This is a genomic window from Nitrospirota bacterium, assembly GCA_016180645.1.
GTDB lineage: Bacteria > JACPQY01 > JACPQY01 > JACPQY01 > JACPQY01 > JACPAV01.
Genome location: JACPAV010000024.1, coordinates 28,741 through 46,425 on the forward strand (window position 1 = coordinate 28,741; position 17,685 = coordinate 46,425).

Annotated in this window: 17 protein-coding genes; 4 read left to right on the forward strand and 13 right to left on the reverse strand. The window is 60.1% G+C overall.

The window, feature by feature from the left end:
* Positions 1 to 71: 71 nt before the first annotated feature.
* The 4 genes from HYT87_14325 to HYT87_14340 all read left to right on the forward strand — a co-directional run bounded on the left by HYT87_14325 (position 72) and on the right by HYT87_14340 (position 2,310).
* Positions 72 to 464, forward strand: a complete 393-nt coding sequence (locus HYT87_14325; protein ID MBI2060940.1) for a hypothetical protein — start codon at positions 72 to 74, stop codon at positions 462 to 464.
* A gap of 236 nt (positions 465 to 700) precedes the next feature.
* Positions 701 to 1,444, forward strand: coding sequence for a hypothetical protein (locus tag HYT87_14330; GenBank protein MBI2060941.1), 744 nt, complete (start codon positions 701 to 703; stop codon positions 1,442 to 1,444).
* 318 nt (positions 1,445 to 1,762) lie between these two features.
* Positions 1,763 to 2,077 (forward strand): DUF4258 domain-containing protein, encoded by a 315-nt coding sequence (locus tag HYT87_14335; GenBank protein ID MBI2060942.1) that lies wholly within the window; start codon positions 1,763 to 1,765, stop codon positions 2,075 to 2,077.
* On the forward strand, positions 2,074 to 2,310 hold the full coding sequence (locus HYT87_14340) for a type II toxin-antitoxin system MqsA family antitoxin (protein MBI2060943.1): 237 nt from the start codon (positions 2,074 to 2,076) through the stop codon (positions 2,308 to 2,310). Before HYT87_14335 ends, HYT87_14340 begins: the two co-directional genes overlap by 4 nt.
* Positions 2,311 to 2,347: 37 nt before the next feature.
* Here HYT87_14340 and HYT87_14345 read toward each other — a convergent pair whose 3' ends face one another.
* From HYT87_14345 to HYT87_14405, 13 genes are all read right to left on the reverse strand, one after another.
* The gene (locus tag HYT87_14345; protein MBI2060944.1) at positions 2,348 to 3,583 is read right to left on the reverse strand and encodes a hypothetical protein; all 1,236 of its coding nucleotides are present in this window, start codon (positions 3,581 to 3,583) and stop codon (positions 2,348 to 2,350) included.
* Positions 3,584 to 3,713: 130 nt separating this feature from the next.
* Positions 3,714 to 4,490, reverse strand: coding sequence for a nitroreductase family protein (locus HYT87_14350; protein MBI2060945.1), 777 nt, complete (start codon positions 4,488 to 4,490; stop codon positions 3,714 to 3,716).
* Complete coding sequence (locus HYT87_14355; GenBank protein ID MBI2060946.1) at positions 4,487 to 4,804, reverse strand: 4Fe-4S binding protein; 318 nt, start codon at positions 4,802 to 4,804, stop codon at positions 4,487 to 4,489. Before HYT87_14355 ends, HYT87_14350 begins: the two co-directional genes overlap by 4 nt.
* Positions 4,805 to 4,807: 3 nt before the next feature.
* Entirely contained in the window at positions 4,808 to 5,467 is a 660-nt protein-coding gene (locus HYT87_14360) for an AMP-binding protein (protein MBI2060947.1), read from the reverse strand.
* A complete protein-coding gene (locus HYT87_14365; protein MBI2060948.1) occupies positions 5,464 to 6,375 on the reverse strand; it encodes an acyl--CoA ligase in 912 nt (303 codons plus the stop codon). The genes HYT87_14360 and HYT87_14365 overlap by 4 nt, the downstream gene beginning before the upstream one ends.
* Complete coding sequence (locus HYT87_14370) at positions 6,372 to 7,586, reverse strand: thiolase family protein (protein ID MBI2060949.1); 1,215 nt, start codon at positions 7,584 to 7,586, stop codon at positions 6,372 to 6,374. The genes HYT87_14365 and HYT87_14370 overlap by 4 nt, the downstream gene beginning before the upstream one ends.
* A complete protein-coding gene (locus tag HYT87_14375) occupies positions 7,583 to 8,824 on the reverse strand; it encodes an acyl-CoA dehydrogenase family protein (protein MBI2060950.1) in 1,242 nt (413 codons plus the stop codon). Before HYT87_14375 ends, HYT87_14370 begins: the two co-directional genes overlap by 4 nt.
* Positions 8,814 to 9,851: an acyl-CoA/acyl-ACP dehydrogenase gene (locus HYT87_14380; protein MBI2060951.1), complete on the reverse strand. Its 1,038-nt coding sequence runs from the start codon at positions 9,849 to 9,851 to the stop codon at positions 8,814 to 8,816. The genes HYT87_14375 and HYT87_14380 overlap by 11 nt, the downstream gene beginning before the upstream one ends.
* Positions 9,848 to 10,429, reverse strand: a complete 582-nt coding sequence (locus tag HYT87_14385) for a hypothetical protein (GenBank protein MBI2060952.1) — start codon at positions 10,427 to 10,429, stop codon at positions 9,848 to 9,850. The genes HYT87_14380 and HYT87_14385 overlap by 4 nt, the downstream gene beginning before the upstream one ends.
* Positions 10,419 to 13,301: a molybdopterin-dependent oxidoreductase gene (locus HYT87_14390; protein ID MBI2060953.1), complete on the reverse strand. Its 2,883-nt coding sequence runs from the start codon at positions 13,299 to 13,301 to the stop codon at positions 10,419 to 10,421. Before HYT87_14390 ends, HYT87_14385 begins: the two co-directional genes overlap by 11 nt.
* A gap of 1 nt (position 13,302) precedes the next feature.
* Entirely contained in the window at positions 13,303 to 16,209 is a 2,907-nt protein-coding gene (locus tag HYT87_14395; GenBank protein ID MBI2060954.1) for a molybdopterin-dependent oxidoreductase, read from the reverse strand.
* Positions 16,199 to 17,269, reverse strand: a complete 1,071-nt coding sequence (locus tag HYT87_14400; protein ID MBI2060955.1) for a hypothetical protein — start codon at positions 17,267 to 17,269, stop codon at positions 16,199 to 16,201. Before HYT87_14400 ends, HYT87_14395 begins: the two co-directional genes overlap by 11 nt.
* Positions 17,260 to 17,685, reverse strand: a complete 426-nt coding sequence (locus HYT87_14405) for a hypothetical protein (protein MBI2060956.1) — start codon at positions 17,683 to 17,685, stop codon at positions 17,260 to 17,262. Before HYT87_14405 ends, HYT87_14400 begins: the two co-directional genes overlap by 10 nt.

Below are 17,685 nucleotides of genomic sequence, written 5' to 3' on the forward strand. Positions count from 1 at the left end.
CTTTCCCAAGGCCGAACCAACCGTCGCTTCCACTGCTTTACGCTCCGCGATTCGGAGAGTAGGATCAGATGATGAGCAAGCCGATACGGGAGGTCACCATCCAGACCTTGGATGAGAAGGTGGCGCGTTTGCGGGCTGTCGTCGATTCCGGGTCCTTTTACAGCATCATTCGCGAGGACAGGATTCCTCCTACCCAAACGATCGCCCGTCAAACCATGCCCACCCAACTGAGGGTCGCCCAAGGTGGACAGATCAGGGTCGTCGGGGAAGTGCCGCTGTTCATTACGCTTGAAGGCAGGATGATTCGCGATTCCGCGCTTGTGACCCCCGATCTGGTTCAAGACATGCTGGTGGGAGCGAAGACCATGCAGGCTTGGGACATCAGTGTTCTGAACGACAACGGGGAGACCACCGTTCGCGTCGGCCTCGACATGCGCGACCCCGACATCACCGAAGTCGATTGAGCGTGTCCGTGTTCAGGATCCGGCATCCAGTCAGTTTGGATCTTTTCCGGTTTGTCATCACCCATGCCTGACCCTGGGCACTTGGGCACTCCTAAATGAAACGCGAAGTAATCGTTGGAGCATTTCTGTTTTTGGTGGCAGGTGGATACATTTTGTCTAGCTCAACGCTTCCGACCCAATCAGCATGGAGCCTTGCCGGTCGAGGTCGATACAGTGGGAAGGCAACAACCGAGTTGGTGCGAATACTGGAAAACAAGGTACCACAAGAACGTGTCGATGGAGATTGGGTAGCGCACGACCTATTTACAATCCACACCCCCGAGGCGGAAGCCGCTCTGAAGAAGATACTGGTCTCCGATAAGTTCAACGCGACGAACGGGTTCACTTACGCGCTTAACGGGAAACTCAAGGACTGGGAGAAGGATGCGTTCATTAGTCAATACGTGCTGAGGTCCACCTCGACTGAGCTTGTGCTTAGCGCAATTGTAGAGGAGGAAACAACTGGAAACGGTCAGCAATTTGTTTTCGGCGTCACCCTGCACAACCAGTCGAAGAACCCTCTGAACTTGTACGGCGGACTGTCACTCGCCGTTCGGTCAAACATAGGACACTTCAGAAGGCATTTTCAATATATTTACTTTGAGCAGCTTTCAGCGCTCGACTCCGATCCAGCGAGTCACGAACTCGCGGTGAATGACAAGAGGCGGTTTGAGGTTCATTGTGCCGCTCGTCGGGTCAGTGCGCCGAAGGGCGTCGCCCTGAGTGATTCGTTCTTCAACAGTCAGGGTCTATTCTTGTACGAGAACCCCGGCGTCCTCGCCCATTCCCTTGGACAGCCCGGAACATTCCAAGTCTACTTCATGTATGAACTGACTTGGAGGCTCTCGGAGTATTTCAGGTCAAGATTAGTCGGAAAGGAAATCTGGACCGGAAGAGTGGTATCGAAGCCCGTTGATATTGTGGTAAGGCCCGTGTTATGAGCCGGACTCTTCGCATGCCCGAGGTCAGGCCTGTGGCAGCGGGAAGGCGGTGGGGTCAGGCTTCACTTATTGACTTATCTACAGGGGATCGCTTCTAAGAATGGAAGCGTTTGCGCGGCAGTTTCCCCTGCATGGGTCATGAGGGTCAGGCATGGGGGTTGACGCTTTGGAGCGGAACGGTCACTCCTTCGCGGCCGGTTTGGTTCCGATCAGGTAGGAAACGGAGCCGCCAAGAACATCGATGCGACGGACGCGCGGGAAGCTGGCCTCGCGCCGGTCCAGGTGCAAAACATGGCCTGATGCGGTACGACAGGTCAGATGGAGCGCGACATACTGCGCCGGGCCTTGGATTCCGATTCGTACGAATGGCGCAAGCATGCCCTGCAAAGGATGGCACAAAGGTCGATTTCCCAACCGGAGGTCGTTTCCATATTGCGAGACGGCGAGATTATTGAGGAGTACCCCGAATCCAAGCCGTTCCCCTCAGCTCTTTTTCTCGGAAGGCCGGCGGGCCGGGGTTTACATGTTGTGGCGGCTCTGGATTCGGCGGCGCCTTGGGCGTATATTGTTACCGTGTACGAACCCGATATCGAGCACTTTGAGGCCGATTTGAGAACCAGGCGAAAGAGATGAGGAAGATCCGTTCGCCGCGACCCTGCCCCTTGTGCGGGGGTGAAAAGGAATCGGGTCACACCACCTACACGGTCGACTATGGCGCCGGCGTGATTGTAGTTCGGGGAGTTCCTGCAACGATTTGCAGCCAGTGCGGGGAAGAGTGGATCGACGCCAAGACGGCTCGGCAACTGGAGCAATCGGTCTCGGAAGCCAAGAAAAAGAAGCCTCAGCTTGAGGTCATAGGCTTGTAAGGATCCCGCGATCGGCGGTCCTTCAGGCGGGAGATGGCTACGCCTTGACCGCCGGTTTGGTCCCGATTAAGTAGGAGACGGATCCGCCGAGAACATCGACGCGACGGACGCGCGGGAAGCCGGCTTCGCGCATGAGGGCCACGATTTCGTTCAGCGTGGGCGTCTGCCCACCTTGATTGAAGAAGAGATCCATTGCGGCCTGAACGGCCGATCCGCGGGGAGTGAGCTTGTCGTCATTCAGAATCGGTTCCCACACCACCGCGCGTCCACCCGGCTTCAAGCTTTGGAAAGCCTTGCCCAGAAACTTCTTGCCAAATTCAGAGAGCGGTTTGAGCGAAAGTTTCCGCGTGAGAAAAACCATGTCGTAGCCCTCGCCGGTATCGTCCCAGGTGTCTTTCCACGGGTCCCCGGAGTGGCGGTGGAAGCTATCGACTCTCGACGTGGCGATGCCATGGTCTTTCATGATGTCCGGGATCTCATCGACGAGGTGCGGCAGACAGGCGAACACCACCTGCGCCTTTGGATTCGCTTCCAGGAGTGCGGCCGCAAAGCTGACTCCGGCGGAACCGACGATGAATCGGCGCACACCCGAGACATCCACTCTCTCCATGAACGCCCTGTGCGCGGATCGGAGCTGAGCATTGACGACGTGTATGTAACCCCGGCTCGTGGGATTCTTCCGGTCGAAAATGTCCATTGCCTTCGGGCTCTTCCCGGTCCTGAGAGTGTCCGCAAGGTCCATGAAGGAAGTCCAGGACTGGCTGAGAAGCGCGAGGACGGGAGCCAAGCTGTACGGCGAATGTCCAACCAGAAACGTGCGGGAGAATTCACTCAAGTCGTAGGTGCCTTTCCCATCCCTTTGGAGATATCCCATGGCGGTCAGGGCATTGAGAAACGGTTCGAGGGCTCGACGATTCAGTTTGAACTTCCGTGCCAGAGCCTCCACCGACCCGCCTTCCGCCGGAAATCGCTCGAAAATCTTTGACCTGAAAGCCGTGATCAGGAGAACGGTGGATTGGACTCCGCCGATTTGTTGCCCGAAGCGACGGAGGGCGCGCATGTGGGGCATGTACGTGAACAGATCATCCGCCTGCATCGAGGCGAGCAGGCCCACGCTGCGCAACGCCTTTCTACCGGGATCGGGTAGGGGAAAACGGGCGATCTGCTCCGCTAGTCCCGCAATCTGGCCGGCCACGGTTTGTGAGCCACCATTCGTAAACGGCGGTTTGATTTTTCGGATTCGATCGAGGACGTCGGCTGCTGGATGGGTCATGGGTGATTCCTCCCTTTGGCCGCTACCATAGCGAAGACGGGCATTGGCGACAAGCCGAATGCGCGGAGAGGGCAGGCCATCGGGTTCGCGTATCGCTCAAGGGTGACCTACGATGTCCGCAAAGATCCGCCTACAACCAGGAGATCTCCGGCTCCTTCCGGTCGGACGGCTGATCGTAAGCCGTTCCCTGCCAAGGATATCCGAGCGTGGACACCGAAGCGATCGTCCACCCGCGCGGCACGCGCAGCTTCTTCATCATATTGGGAGAATACTTGATGAACTTGGCGAATCCAATCCAGCAGCTCCCGAGGCCCATGGCATGGGCGGCTAGGGCGAGGTTCTGTGTGGCGGCGGAACAGTCCTCCAGCCAAGTCTGGGCGCGTTTATTTCCCAGAATGAGGATGAGGACCGGCGCCTTGTGATACGTGTCGGCCGATTTCGATTCGCAGATTGAGCGCATCCCTTGGAGGATTCTTGGGTCCATCGTCTTGAAGAGTCCGGGATCGAAGATCCTGAAGAGAAGCTTGAGAAATCGCCACCTAAACTCTTTTCGCGTGAATGTTTTCAGGCAGAGGTCCATGCCCTTGAGGGTAACGGCCCGGATCTTGTCGATCATCTCCGTATCGCGGACGACGACAAACTTCCACGGTTGGGCGTTCATGCCGGACGGCGCCCAGTGGGCGAGATCGATGATCTTGCGGATAGTTTCTTCGGGAACGGGCGTTCTTTCGTAGAGGCGAACGCTCCGCCGGCTTCGGATGAGGCGCCCGATTTCCTCGACGGGGTAGGGGTGGAGTACTGCGGCGTCACCCTGAGCGGAGCGAAGGGTCTGTATGGGTGCGGTGTCGAGATTCTTCGCTTCGCTCAGAATGACCCCCGACGGTGAGACGACGCCCCTTTTCGTCACGCTCTGTCGGAAACGAGTTTTCGTTTCGCCTGAGACAACCCAGTGTACGGGGGGTAATTGTTCAGAGGGGCATATCCGATCGGCGGCGCGCCGGTGATGATGCGGTTCTGACCCCTGACCTCGATGGCGCCGGGCGAGCAACTCACCTTGCAATTGCGGCAGCCAATGCAGATGTTCGGAAGCCGCGCGACTTTCCGGTCGACGATCTTGAGGACGCCCATGGGGCAGGTGCGAGTACAGTTGGCGCACAAGTCGCACTTCGAGTGGTCAATGATTACGTCGGGACTCTCAATTTGGCCATCGAGGATCAGCATGGGTCAGGCCAACCTGTGCACGTTTGGACCCGACGGGCTGAACGTGGATTTCAGGAACTCGTCCTTTGGCTTCTCCGACGGGGTCTTCGGAATCTCGGATAGGATTTGGACGTAGGTCGGGATGAAGTTTGTCGGGAGGGAAGCCCTGCATCTCTCTCGAATTGCGGTGGGGAGGAGGGTGCGGCCATCATGAGTGGAAACGGCTGCCACGAGATCGACTTCGCCTGGTGCGCCGGAAGCCGCCGGAACGCCATAGACGTAAACCTCCGAAACCTCATCCAGCTCTCCGATGACTTTCTCAACGAAATCGGTCGGCACGAAATCGCCCTGCCGCCTAAGGCTTCGGCCCTTCCGATGATCGAAAAACATCCAGCCGTTCTCGTCCGCGTGCCCGATGTCGCCGCTTCTCAGCCATCCTCCGCGGGTCTTGTCCTTCGAGGCTTCAGGATTGCGCAGGTAGTCCACCTGCGTCGGCCCGAGCTTCATCCGCGACACGATTTCGCCCTGCACGCCGGCCGGCACGTCGCGATCGTTGTCATCTACAATCCGGAAATCGATGATGCCGGGGATGCGTTTCTTTCCGAAGGTTCCGTGCGGTCCTTCTCCAATCGGCCGGAACGTGAATCCCCCTTCCACGCTTGCGTACCATTCCAGAATGTTCAAGTTGAATCGTTGTTCGAAATCCTCCCAGGCGAGAAGGAGGTGATGCCGTAGCGCCGGGTGACATCCCAGATGCGTTTCTTCGTGAATCTGCGGCTGATCACGGCGGGGATGCCGAGTTCGAGGGCGGGGTAGACGGTTACGCCCTGCGAGTTACCGTGGGAGAGTGAAAGGCCGGTGTAGAGGATGTCCGATCGGCGATATCCGAAGAAATGGCCGAGCATGGACATGAAGAAAAAGCGGACATTCGGTTGCACGACCCCTTTCGGATTCCCGGTGGTGCCGGAGGTGTAAATGATCTGGAAGGGTGCCCACATATCTTTGGCGCGATCCTGGGGATCGAGACCCTTGGCGCTGTTCAGGATCGGTAGAACGGGTGGGAACCCCGTGGAGCCGGGCGGCCGTTCCGATTCGATGACGAAGGTATGCTTGATGGCCGGAACTTTGGGAAGAACTTCCTTGGCTTCCGAATCAAGGTTGTCGGCGAAGATGAGCAGTTTCGACTGGCTGTGATCGAGGATGTAGGTGAGCAGGTCGCCTCGATTTCGTGGGTCGATCGGGACGGCAACCGTGCCCGTGAGGGACGCGGCGGCGAAGGCGTACAGCATCTCCGGGTAGTTTTGTGAAAAGACGGCGAAGCGGTCGCCTGGCTTGAGACCGCGGGCGAGGAGTTCATGCGCCAAGGCGTGAGACCGCTGGTTCAGCTGACGCCGAGTGATGCGTTCTTCCGGGTGGTCCCCGTTTTCGAAGATGTACGCGATCGCATCGGGGGACTTGCGCGCTTCCATCTCGATCCGGTGGCCGAGGATCGCCGGGTTTAGAGGGGAGAGGGCCGCGCGGACACGTCCCGTCAGCATCCGCCGGACGACGGTGAGGGTGGCGAGGGTGTACACGTTTCCGAGGCGTGTCACACGCTGAGTATGTGCACGGCCATCGCGGCGGCTTCGTTCCCGAGCGCGCCTCCGCCGTTCTGGGTGAGGCCGACATTGGCGCCCGCGACCTGCCGATCGCCGGCCTCGCCTCTGAGTTGCCACACGACCTCCGAGATCTGGGCGATGCCCGTGGCGCCGACCGGATGGCCTTTGGAGCAGAGTCCTCCGCTTGTGTTCACCGGAATTCGCCCTCCGAGCGTTGTGGCTCCTTCATCCACGAGCCGGCCTCCTTCACCTTCAGCACATAGCCCGAGTTCTTCGTAGGCGAGAAGCTCGGCGGTGGAAGTGGCATCGTGAACCTCGGCGACGCTGATCTCCTTGGGGCCCAGGCCGGCGATTTCGTAAGCCTTCCGCGCGGCCCGTTCGACGATGCCCGGCTCTCCGAACGATCGATCTTTCCCCGAAACGAGCACCGAAGCACGAACGTGGATGGGCTTCGTGGTGAATCGCCTGGCCGTGGCTTCATCGCAGACGATCGCGGCGGCGGCGCCGTCGCCGATGGGCGACGTCATCATCCGCGTGAGCGGCTCGACGACGGGAGGAGAGCCCATGACTTCATCGACAGTCACGCGCTCCCGGTACTGGGCGTGTGGGTTGAGGCTTCCGTGGTAATGGTTCTTCACCGCGATCTTCGCAAAGTGTTCTTTCTTTGTGCCGAATCGATCCATGTGCATCCGGGCGACCATCGCGTAGAAGTCCATGAACAGGCTCCGCTGTGATCCCGCCTCACCGGGCGCGGGTTTGTCGGACGAGGCCTTCAGGGCTTCGGCGATTTGCGCCATCATTTCGACATCCACCGCGCTGCCCAGAGCGCGAAAGGATTTCTTCTTGTCCTCATCATAAAGCTTCTCCACCCCGAGGGCGAGGGCGACATCGATCATCCCCGAAGCCACGGCCATCCAGCCGAGGTGGAACGCCGTCGAAGAGCTGGCGCATGCGTTTTCGGCGTTGACGATGGGGATCGCCTCGATGCCGAGGGGTCTGAGGAGTACTTGGCCACGTATGCATTCTTGTCCGGACATGAGGCCGGCCATCGCGTTGCCGACGTAGGCGGCTTGGAGTGCGCCCTTGTCCATTCCGGCATTCTTGAGCGCACTCTCCACGGCCTCGCGGGCGAGGTCTTTCAGAGAACGGTCGGGAAATTTCCCGAAGTGAGTCATGCCGACTCCGACGACCATCACTTTTCTCATGAATCCTCCCACGATTCGGCAATTCTCATTCGCTGGATTTGGTTGGTGCCTTCATAAATCTGAGTGAGCTTTACGTCACGGAACGCCTTCTCGACTCCTGCCGCCGCTGTGACGCCGCTCTCCCCAAGGAGATCGATGACACGAGAACAGACCTCCATGGAGACGTCGCTGGCAAAGCATTTCGACATGGCCGACAAGGCCGGATCGGGCGGGAAAGTTGAGGCGGCCCTCCAGACGAGAGTCCGGGCGGCCTCGATCTTCATGGCGAGATCGGCCAGTTCGTACTTCAAACTGCGATCGGCCATGCCTCCCGACGTTCGCGCGATCGCCATGGCCTTCTCGAAGGCGAATCGCGCCGACCCGAGCGCAATTGCGCCCACGGCGGGGCGTGAGAGGTCCAAAGTCTGGTGATTCAGGCGCCATCCCTCGCCTTCGGCGCCTACGCGGTGATCCTCCGGAATGTGCACATCTTCCAAGATCAGCTCGGCCGCCGGACTGGCGCGCTGCCCCATCTTGTGTTCGACGCGGCCGATGGAAAACCCCTTGGAGTCGGTGGGGACGACGAATGCCGTCCACGAGGAGATTCCCTTCTCTTTGTCGAGGGCGGCGAAGACCGTGACGTGCGTCGCCAGGTTCCCCCCCGAGATGAAACATTTGCATCCGTTCAAAACGTACCCACCGTTCTCGCGACGGGCAAACGTCGACAGTTTCGCCTTGCGGCTGCCTTCGGTGTCCTCAACATCGGAGCCCGCGGACGGCTCGGTGATGGCGAAGGCGAAGAGGGCAGGCCGTTCCGTGCGCGACCGCTCCGCCACGAGCCGAAGGAATTTCTTGAGGATGCGTGGATCGAACGAGATGAACAACGGGAGCAGCCCGAGCGTATGTGCGCCGAACAGGACGCAGACGCCGGGACAGACCGCCGCGATCTCTTCCGTGAAAACGGCGGCCTTGAGGAGTCCGAAACGGAAGAAGTCGATCATGCTCAAATCGCCTCCGTACCGTTTCGGTACCAGCATCGTCAGCCAACCGGCGTGGCCGGCTTTTCGGATCAGTTCGAGTTGCAACGCGTCGGTGGGATGACGGTCCAGCTCTGGAACATGCGGCGCGATCTCCTTGTCCAGCCAGATTCGCAATTCGGTCCGGAACCGCTCCAATGCCTTCGGTGTTTTCAGGGGGTCGCGCAGCCCGGGTTTCGAGAAGAGTTTCTTCCCAAGCCAGTTGTAGAAGTCAGTTGCCATGGTGGTCTTCGTCCAGCCGGGCCCCGGCCCGATCGACCAGATTGCGGTTGGATCGGCCGATGATGCAGAGCGTCTTGGCGTCCCGCAGTCGTTTTTCCAGCCCATAGTCCTCCATGTAGCCGTATCCGCCGAGGACTTGAATCGCCTCCGAGCAAATCTGTTCAGCCGATTGGGTGGCGAACGCCTTGGCGAGTCCGGCTTGGACCGGATCCCTCGATTCGATGGCCTTGTCGACCAAAGCGCGTGTGGCTGCATTCAGCATGGTCATCCGACCGAGCATCGTCCGAATGACCGGATGATCGATGATCAGACCGCATCCCTGGTATCGGCTCCGGGCGTAGTCCGTTGCTTCACGGATGGCCGATTCCGCATTGGAGGCGGCGACGGCGGCCAGCCAAGGGAGGGAAATCGCCTCGGTGGAGCGGGCAAGGGCGCGCGCCGACGAAATGTCGAGCGTCAGGATCGAACTCTTCTCCTGCCGGTCGTTCTCGGCCCCGAAATCTCCAAAGCGGCAGGCACGCAGCCCCAGCAATCCATCCGTCGAATCCTGCGTGAGGAGGGGGAGCAGGCTGAAGGATCCGGTTGTTCCGCTCTCGGAGTAGTCCACCGCCTGGATCGACGCCGTGGAGCCGAAGGAGCGGTGCGGGACTCCCGGCGCCAATCCCGCGGAACTGCATGCTGTGAGCTCCGTCCTGTTAATGGATTGGCCCGATAGCCAGAAGGGGAGGCAGCCGGAGTAATGCGACCAGAGTGCCGCGGCGACCCCCGGACACGTTGCCGCGATTTCCCGAAGAATCGCGGCGATCAATCCCGGGCTCGAGGGATCCGCAGCGTCAAACGGAGGATCGAGGAGCCCGTTGGCGCCAAGTTGGGAGGATATCTCGCCCCACGCCCGCGCGGATTGATCCGAGTCGAATGCTCGCAATTGTGGAAGGATCACGGACTGGGCCAGCCGGCGCGCTGTGGCCCCGACTTGGACGAGTAGATCAGCGGAATCGGGGAGTCGGGAAATCGGCGTGGCGCTCACGATTGCTCACCTCCGAAGTGTCGTTCAATATCCGTCAGCACCGCGGAGACGATGGCACCCAGCACGCCGGATTCCAGCGTGGGAAACCGGTCGAGGAGGGCCCGGACGGGCCAGCCGAGATAGCGCACCTCGCCGCCGAGACCGAACGTGACGATCGAGGACCCGTGACCATCGGCCATGAGTCCCCAGTATCCACGGAACTTCTGCGAAGAGCCGTCCTTGAGTTCGAAGTCAATCCGACGTCCCGGATGCTCCATGACGTGCATGGTGAGGTCCACGCCGATCTTGATGAACGACACGTGCGCGCCGAACTTCATGCGGACTTCCGCGTGATGACCGTTCCGTTTGAGGAGCTTCTCGGCGGCGATGACGTGGAGGACGTCCGGGTGGCTTCCGTAGTCGGTGAGGAACTTCCAGATCTCCTCGGAGTTCGCCTGGGCGGAAACCGCGCCGCCGGATGCCGGCTCGACGCCGAGCCGACTTTTCAGGACGACCGGCCCGTGCTTGAGGGCGTTTCGGAGCGCCTTCGCCGACAGGATCTTGTGAACCTCGATCATTGTGTTTTCGTCATGGACCATGACCCATGACTCTTCGATAGTCGATCCGCGTGTCGCGATCGCTTTGTCCCGGTTGGAGAATGGCGGGGACGGGTCGGATGTGGCCATAGTCCCCGACCAATTCGATCGGATTGATCGGGCTGGGCAGCACGTTTCGGTAACCCATCCCGCCCTCGAACTGATAATTTTCCCAAGCGTGGTAGATCATGGCCTGCCCCGGCCGGACGGCGGGCGACGTTTTGGCCATGATCACGAACGATCCGATATCATTGCGCACGGTGACGCGGTCGCCATCGCGAACTCCCCGGCGCCGAGCATCGGCCCCGTTTACGTACATGACGGGAAGCCCGCGTTGGAGCCGGAGCATGGACGCATCCGAGCGCCAGGTAGAGTGGATGCTCCAGCGGGTGTGCCCGCCGGTCAACGTTACCGGGTAGTCACCCGCGGCTTTCGGTGGGTCCTTGTGCACCGGCAATTCCTCGCCGAGTTCCAGGTAGAGGTCGTGGTCGATGTAGAACTGGACGCGGCCCGTGAGCGTGGGCCACGGCATTTTCTTCTCGGTAAACCACGTATGCGGGCTGATTGTTTCCCCCGGCTTGATATCACACGCGTTCCCCCAGTTTCCGGGGTTGCGCCCCAGCCCGGTGAAGCGCGCGTAGCCTTTCTCCTTCAGTTCCTTCCAACGCGTCTTGCCAAGGTTGGTCGAGGCGTTCACCACGTTCTCGGAAATCTTGTCCCCGCGGTCGGGTGGAAGATCGCCGCCGTCCGTCATCTCCCTAAACACCCGGTCGAGGCGGCGTTCGCGTCCCATTCGATCGACGTAGGGCTTCAGGCGCCGCTCGCGCGCGACCCTCTGGAGGTGTTTCGCCAGAGCACAGAAGATTTCCCATTCATCCTTGGCTTCGAAATACGACGTTGCCTTCTGTGTGATGTGGTCGAATGGAGCCAGAGAGTTGGTGTTCCCGCCGATGAGGGTCGTCTTTTCGTAGGCGGAGGCGACGGGGAGGACGAAATCGGAATACAAGGCCGTCGAACTCATCCGGAGCTCCGTGGATACGATGAGGTCGAGCTTCGGGAAGAAGTGCTCCAGAAGCTTGTGGGCGCTACGCACGCGCCGCAGCGGATTGCCCATGAGACTCCAGTAGACGTTGGGACGCTTCGGCGGTCGTGGATCGACCACCTGCCAATTCTTCTTCCAAGCCTCGCGGATGTATTCGTCCACGTCTTTCTTGAGATGCGGATCCCACTCGCGCGAGCGGCCGCTCACTTCCGCGAGCCCGCCGTGGACGTACCAGAAAAGCGTCGAGTTGGTCAGAAAGCGATCGTGGATATACGTTTCGCGCATCAGCTCGAGCACCGCGTCTCTCCAACCCCGGCCCTGCCGGATCATTTTATAGATGGCGGGGGAGTTTCGGAGCAGAATACGGGCGAGCCGTCCGGGTCGGGCCGAGAGGTACTGCGTGAATCCATCCGGCAGGAGGAAGGAGGCCGACACATAGCCGGCGCCCTTCCGGCCGAGATGCCCGCACAAAACGTAGATGAGAATCTGCGCCCGCATCATGAGATCGCCGTGGTAGAACTTCGAGATATTGCTGGTGCAGACGTTGGTGGCCGCCTTGGCATCCGCCATCATGTGGGCGAGCTTGCGAATCAGGTCCGGGGGGGTGCCGCAGATCCTGGATGCAGGCTCCGGATCGTAGGAACGGAGCATGTCCTTCAGAAGCTCGAAGGCCGGGCGGACCTTCACGCGGCCATGGAGAGTTTCGACTTCGAATTCCCCTTCAAGCGCGGGGAGGATCTTGCCGAGTTTCAGCGTATCCGTCCGCGCGGGGACCACGCTGCGACCGGTCAGGTCGAACAGGTGGAAGAGGGCGTCATCACCCCCACTCTTCATGTCCGATTCGCGCAGGAATTTGCGGTTGTCCATGCGCACGAGGAAGGGGAGATCGGTTTGCTCACGGATCAGATCGGCGTTGTATCGCTTCTCGGAAACAACCACGTGCGCCATGGAAAGGGCGAGAGCGGCATCGGTGCCGGGTTTCACGGGGACCCAGAGGTCCGTGTGGACGCTGGAGGGACTGAAGTCCGGGCAGACCGAGACGATTTTCGTGCCGTTGTAGCGGGCTTCGAGCAGGAAGTGCATGTTGGGGATCTGGGTGTAGACGGGATTCCCGCCCCACACGAGGATGAGGTCCGAATTGAACCAGTCGTCCGCCGACCGGTCGCATCCGGGGTGCCCATACGTAACGGCGGCGCCCTGCTGCTCGTCACCGATCTCGCAATTGATGTCCATGAACACGGTACCCATGTGGTCGGAGAGGAGCCAGGCGCTTGCAAAGGAGATCACGGAAACGGGATTGCCGCCGGGATCCCAGACGACGGAATCCGGGCCGTCCTTCTGGATCGAGTCGACGATCCGCTCCGCGATTTCACCGAGCGCTTCATCCCATGAAACCCTCTGCCATTTGCCGTTCCCCCTGGGCCCCACGCGTTTCAAGGGATATTTGAGGCGGCTCGGGTTGATCATCATGGCCGCGTAGCAGGCGCCCTTGTTGCAGCCACGGGGATTGAAATCCGGAACCTGATCGTTCGTTTGCGGATAGTCGGCTACCTGTTCTTCGCGAAGGACCACGCCGTCTTTGACATACAGGTGGAAGAGGCAATTCTGTTGGTACCAGCAGTTGAGGTTGTGAGTGCTTTTGACGACGGAATCCCACGTCCAACTCTGACGGTAGAGGTCTTGGTAGCCGGAATAGGATCGTGGCTCGTGGTTCGTCGCTCGTGGCTCGTGAGGAGTGGGCTTCGAACATGAGGGGAGGAAATGGGGGAGGCTGAGGGCGAGAGACCCGGTTCCGGTGATCTCGAGAAATTGCCTGCGGGAAACGAGTCCCATGCTAGACCTTCCGGATTTCCACGCGCGTGTCGCGATCGAACTGGCCGGGGGAGAGCATGGCGGACATGGGGCGCAGTTGAAGTTGCCCCCCCGCGAGTTCGACGGGATTGATGGGCGAGGGAATCAGATTTTGGAAACCGTCGCCGTTCTTGAATTGGAAGTTCTCCCAGGCGTGATAGATGATGATCTGTCCTGGTCGCAGGCTGGGTGAGACTTTCGCGTGAATCCGAAATCGGTTGAGGTCGTTGCGGACTTCGATTTCGTCCCCGTCGCGGATTCCGCGGTGGTGCGCATCCGTCGAGCTGAGGTAGGCGACGGGCACTCCCCGCTGGAGCCTGAGCATGTACGCATTGTCCCGCCACGCCGCGTGGATGCTCCATCGCGTGTGGCCCCCACCGAGCATGAGCGGGTACGTTCCCCCCGCGGTCGGGGGATCCTTCTGGACGGGCAGTTCTTCGCCCAGTTCCAGGTACAGGGGATGATCTTGATAGAACTGAATTCGCCTTGTAGCGGTGGAGTAGGGGATCTTCTTCTCCGTATGATGCGTGAAGGGCGTGATCGTTTCATTCGGTTTGATATCGCAGGCGTTGCCATTGGAGAGAATCCCGTTCCCGGGGGAGGTAAATCGGGCGAACCCTTTCTTCTTGAGTTCTTCCCATTCGATTCCGCCGAGATTGGTGCTTTTCTTGATGAGGAGGCCGGCCAGGGCGTCGTCGCCCCCTTCGTCGAACCGGCCGCCGGCCGAGACTTCATCATAGGCGGTTTCGAAGTGGCGCGTTTTTCCCCACCGGTCCTTGAATGTCTCGAGACCTCGCTCGCGTGCGCGGTCCCGGATCTTCTTCGCGATGAGCAGGCAGATCTCCCAGTCTGAACGGGCCTCGAAGAACTGCGTCATCTTGGAACCGACGTGGATGAAAGGCGTGAGCGGAGTAACCCATTTGTGTTCCGTCTTCTCGTACCAGCCGGCTGCGGGCAGGACGATGTCCGCCCATTGGGTGGTGGAGGTCATTCTCCAATCAATCGCGACGAACTTGTGGAGCTTCGGCAAGAGCGTCTTGTTGAGAAACGTGTAGGCTCGGAGGCGCCGCCAGATGTTGCCGCCGTAGGTGAAGAGGACGCGGGGCTTTTTGTTGACCGGCGGCCAGATGGACTGCCATTTTTCCTTGAACGATTCGTGGAGGAAGTCGCCGAGGTCGCGCTTCATGGCCGGGTCCCACTCGCGGGATCGTCCGCTGGCTTCGATCACACCCCCGTGTATCGCCCAGAAAAGGGTGCCGGAAGTCAGGAGCCCTTTTTCGTGCAGACCTTCGCGGGCAAGCTCGTACACGACCATTTCCTTCGTGTAGTCCTCGGTGAACCGCTTCTTGATGGCGGAAGGCAGGATCGCTCCGTTGAGGGCAAGGATCTGCTTGGCGCCTTCAAGGGAGTAGGGAGTCATGAGGAACTTCTCGATGCCGTCCTGGTAGATGAACGGAAAGGCCGAGTATCCGCCGCCCTTCCTGCCGATGTGTCCGCAAAGGGAGAGAAGGAGGATGATCGAACGTTCGACGAGGTTGCCGTGATAATATTTTCCGAAATTGCTGCTCGTGACGTTGCAGACCGCTTCGGCCCTGGCGATGTCTCGCGCGAGCGCGGTGATCCGGGTGGCGGGGATGCCGGTCGTTTTCTCGACGGACTCGGCTCCGTATCCGCGGAGTGTCTCCTTTAGAAGATCGAAGACCGGGCGCACGCGGACAGCGCCAGCCGGGGTCTGAACCACGTGCGAACCGGAAAGGGAGGGGACGACCTTGCCCCACTTGAGCCGGCGTCTCGGGGCTTTTCGCAGGGACTGGGAGGTCTCGTCCCAGACGTAAAACTTCTCCGCTCCGACGCGTTCCTTCTCTGAGGCGGCCGATCGATCGGTTTCAGGCTTGAAGTCGCTATCGCGAAGGAACCGGCGGGTGTCCTCTCTCACCAAGAGGGGGAGGTCCGTTTGCTCGCGGATGAAATCGGCGTTCTGCAAGTTCTCATCGATGATGGTTTTGCACAGGCCCAGCGCCAGGGCGGCATCCGTGCCCGGCCGGATCGAGAGCCATTGGTCAGTGTGGATGGACGACGCATTCAGGTCGGGGGCGATGGAAACGATTCGCGTTCCCTTGTACCGGGCCTCGTTTAGAAAGTGGACGTTCGGAATTTGCGTGTAGACGGGATTGCATCCCCAGATGAGGATGATGTCGGAATTGAACCAGTCGTCCGCCGATCGTTCGCAGATGACGTTGCCGAACGTGACGGCCGCCCCGTGGTGGGCGTCCCCGATCTCGGGGTTCATATCGAGGGTGACTTGGTCCAGGTGGACGGCCAGTTTCATCTGGCCCGCGGTGAAGGTGCCCATCGTGATCAGGGGGCCGATTTCCCAGACGATCGTGTCGGAGCCGTCCTGGAGCGTTGTGTCGATGACCGCATCGGCGATTTCGGTCAGCGCCTCGTCCCATGAAATTCTTTTCCATCGGCCGCTGCCGCGTTCGCCGATCCGTTTCAGCGGGTACTTGACCCGAGTGGGCTCGTACATGCGCTGGCTGTAGCAGACCCCCTTTTGACAGCCACGCGGGTTGAAGTCGGGGACGCCCGCATGGGTCTGCGGATACTCCCCGGCCTGTTCTTCGCGGAGCACGATCCCGTCCTTCACGTAGACGTCATAGGCGCAATGGGCCTGGTACCAGCAGTTGACGAAGTGAGTGGAGCGAACGGTCTTGTCCCAGGTCCATTTGGAGCGGTAGAGATCTTGGAAGCTGTGGTACGTGGCTCGTGGCTCGTGGCCCGTGGCTCGCGGTTTACCGGAATCAGGCGAGACACAAGAGGGGGTGAGATGGAGGAGGGTAAGGCTGAGTGCGCCTGTCCCCGTCAGCTCGAGAAATTCTCTACGTTCCATAGTGCAGTTCGAAAACCCCGCGGCCGGCGCCGTCCTTTCCCTCAAAGCGAGAGGCGTGGTCGTTCAGGCCGGTGACCGACTGCCGGAGTTGGGGGTCCAGACGAGAATTCCACGATTCGCCCTCGACGACCGAAGGGCCGCGATCCGTTCCGTGGTAGACGCCGTTCAGCCCATCGTACAGGCCTCCTCGGAGATACACAGTAGAAAAGGGAGTTACAGTTATTTCCTCGATATGACTTGAAGTGTGAATTCTCAGGTGTGCCTTCTGAAAACGAGCGGACTCCGGATCAAGGATCACGTCGTGCTCGACGTCGATAATGGGAGTCACGCGGCCGTCCTTCTCCGTGATGAATCCCGTGAAATGGCGGTTTCCACCTCCGGGATCGTGAGTGCCGAAATACCAGAATTGTCGGTTCGGCGTACTGAATAACACCCAGTAGAGCAGAAAGCCCCAGTGAAGTTTCTGGAAAGCACCGAGCCATTCGAGTTCCCCGCCGCCTCCGATTCCCGGGCGAACTCCCCAAGACCGATCCCGACCGGCCCACCAGGAGTCTGGACGGACATCGATCTTCCGGGAGCCGAGGCGAATGACGCCCCGCGGACGGCCGGTTTGAGCGAAGGTACACCATCGGATGGGAAGGCTATTGACCGTTTCCGGCTCTCCATGAGGCAAGGTGTGTGGGGCCGGTTGCAGGTCGGAGTCGAATTCGATCTCGTAAGAGAAATCCGCTGCGCCGGAATTCGATGCGAAGAGCCATTTCCGCCCGCCGCTCTTGATCTCGGCCCGAACGGGTCCCACTCGGAGATCGGAACCGGAGCATCCGGGGCGGACGGCTGCCCGCAGGTTGTACTGGATATTCGAATCGACGAGCAGGGCGAAGGCATCCATGGTGCCCAAGTTCGGGTAGACGCCGATCCCCTGCCCAAGGGCGTATCGGCCGTCGTGCGAATGCACGTTGAGCCAGTAGCGCTCGAACCATCGAAGATCCGCGGCGCTGACGTTGGGCCACCGATCCGAGGGGAAGTGTCGAAACTCATCGTCCAAGAACACTAGTCCCAAAGGACCTCTCCGACTTTGATCCACTCTTTTTCACGTTCGACGAGTTGGGCGAGGGATTTCTCCGCCTCGGAGCGAAGGGCGGCCGGCAGGGCCTGAAGAAGTGTGGCGATTCGTTCTTTGACCTTGGAGTTGATCTCCCACATGGCCGAAAGGTCGACACCCAGGGCGGACGGCTGCGGGGGGTTGTTGGAGATCTTGGAAAGCAGTGCGGTGAGTTCCCGGTTCTCCTCCGCGAGGAACAAATGGGCCTTGTCCCATCGCTGTGCCGCGTGTTCGAGGAGCACCATGAGGCTGAGGAGGTTTTCCATGACGGCGGGCTGTTCGGGATGGTTCGGGTGTTCGGCGACGAACGGGAACACGACTTCCTGAATGATGCGCTTTGTACCGTTGATGATGTCGCCGATTGTGGGGCGCAT

Excerpts from the sequence above, each read along its gene's own strand:
- HYT87_14325 (MBI2060940.1), top strand. The coding sequence starts at position 72 with ATGAGCAAGCCGATACGGGAGGTCACCATCCAGACCTTGGATGAGAAG.
- HYT87_14335 (MBI2060942.1), top strand. The coding sequence starts at position 1,763 with ATGGAGCGCGACATACTGCGCCGGGCCTTGGATTCCGATTCGTACGAA.
- HYT87_14340 (MBI2060943.1), top strand. The coding sequence starts at position 2,074 with ATGAGGAAGATCCGTTCGCCGCGACCCTGCCCCTTGTGCGGGGGTGAA.
- HYT87_14345 (MBI2060944.1), bottom strand. The coding sequence starts at position 3,583 with ATGACCCATCCAGCAGCCGACGTCCTCGATCGAATCCGAAAAATCAAA.
- HYT87_14355 (MBI2060946.1), bottom strand. The coding sequence starts at position 4,804 with ATGCTGATCCTCGATGGCCAAATTGAGAGTCCCGACGTAATCATTGAC.
- HYT87_14370 (MBI2060949.1), bottom strand. The coding sequence starts at position 7,586 with ATGAGAAAAGTGATGGTCGTCGGAGTCGGCATGACTCACTTCGGGAAA.
- HYT87_14375 (MBI2060950.1), bottom strand. The coding sequence starts at position 8,824 with ATGGCAACTGACTTCTACAACTGGCTTGGGAAGAAACTCTTCTCGAAA.
- HYT87_14385 (MBI2060952.1), bottom strand. The coding sequence starts at position 10,429 with ATGGTCCATGACGAAAACACAATGATCGAGGTTCACAAGATCCTGTCG.
- HYT87_14390 (MBI2060953.1), bottom strand. The coding sequence starts at position 13,301 with ATGGGACTCGTTTCCCGCAGGCAATTTCTCGAGATCACCGGAACCGGG.
- HYT87_14395 (MBI2060954.1), bottom strand. The coding sequence starts at position 16,209 with ATGGAACGTAGAGAATTTCTCGAGCTGACGGGGACAGGCGCACTCAGC.
- HYT87_14405 (MBI2060956.1), bottom strand. The coding sequence starts at position 17,685 with ATGCGCCCCACAATCGGCGACATCATCAACGGTACAAAGCGCATCATT.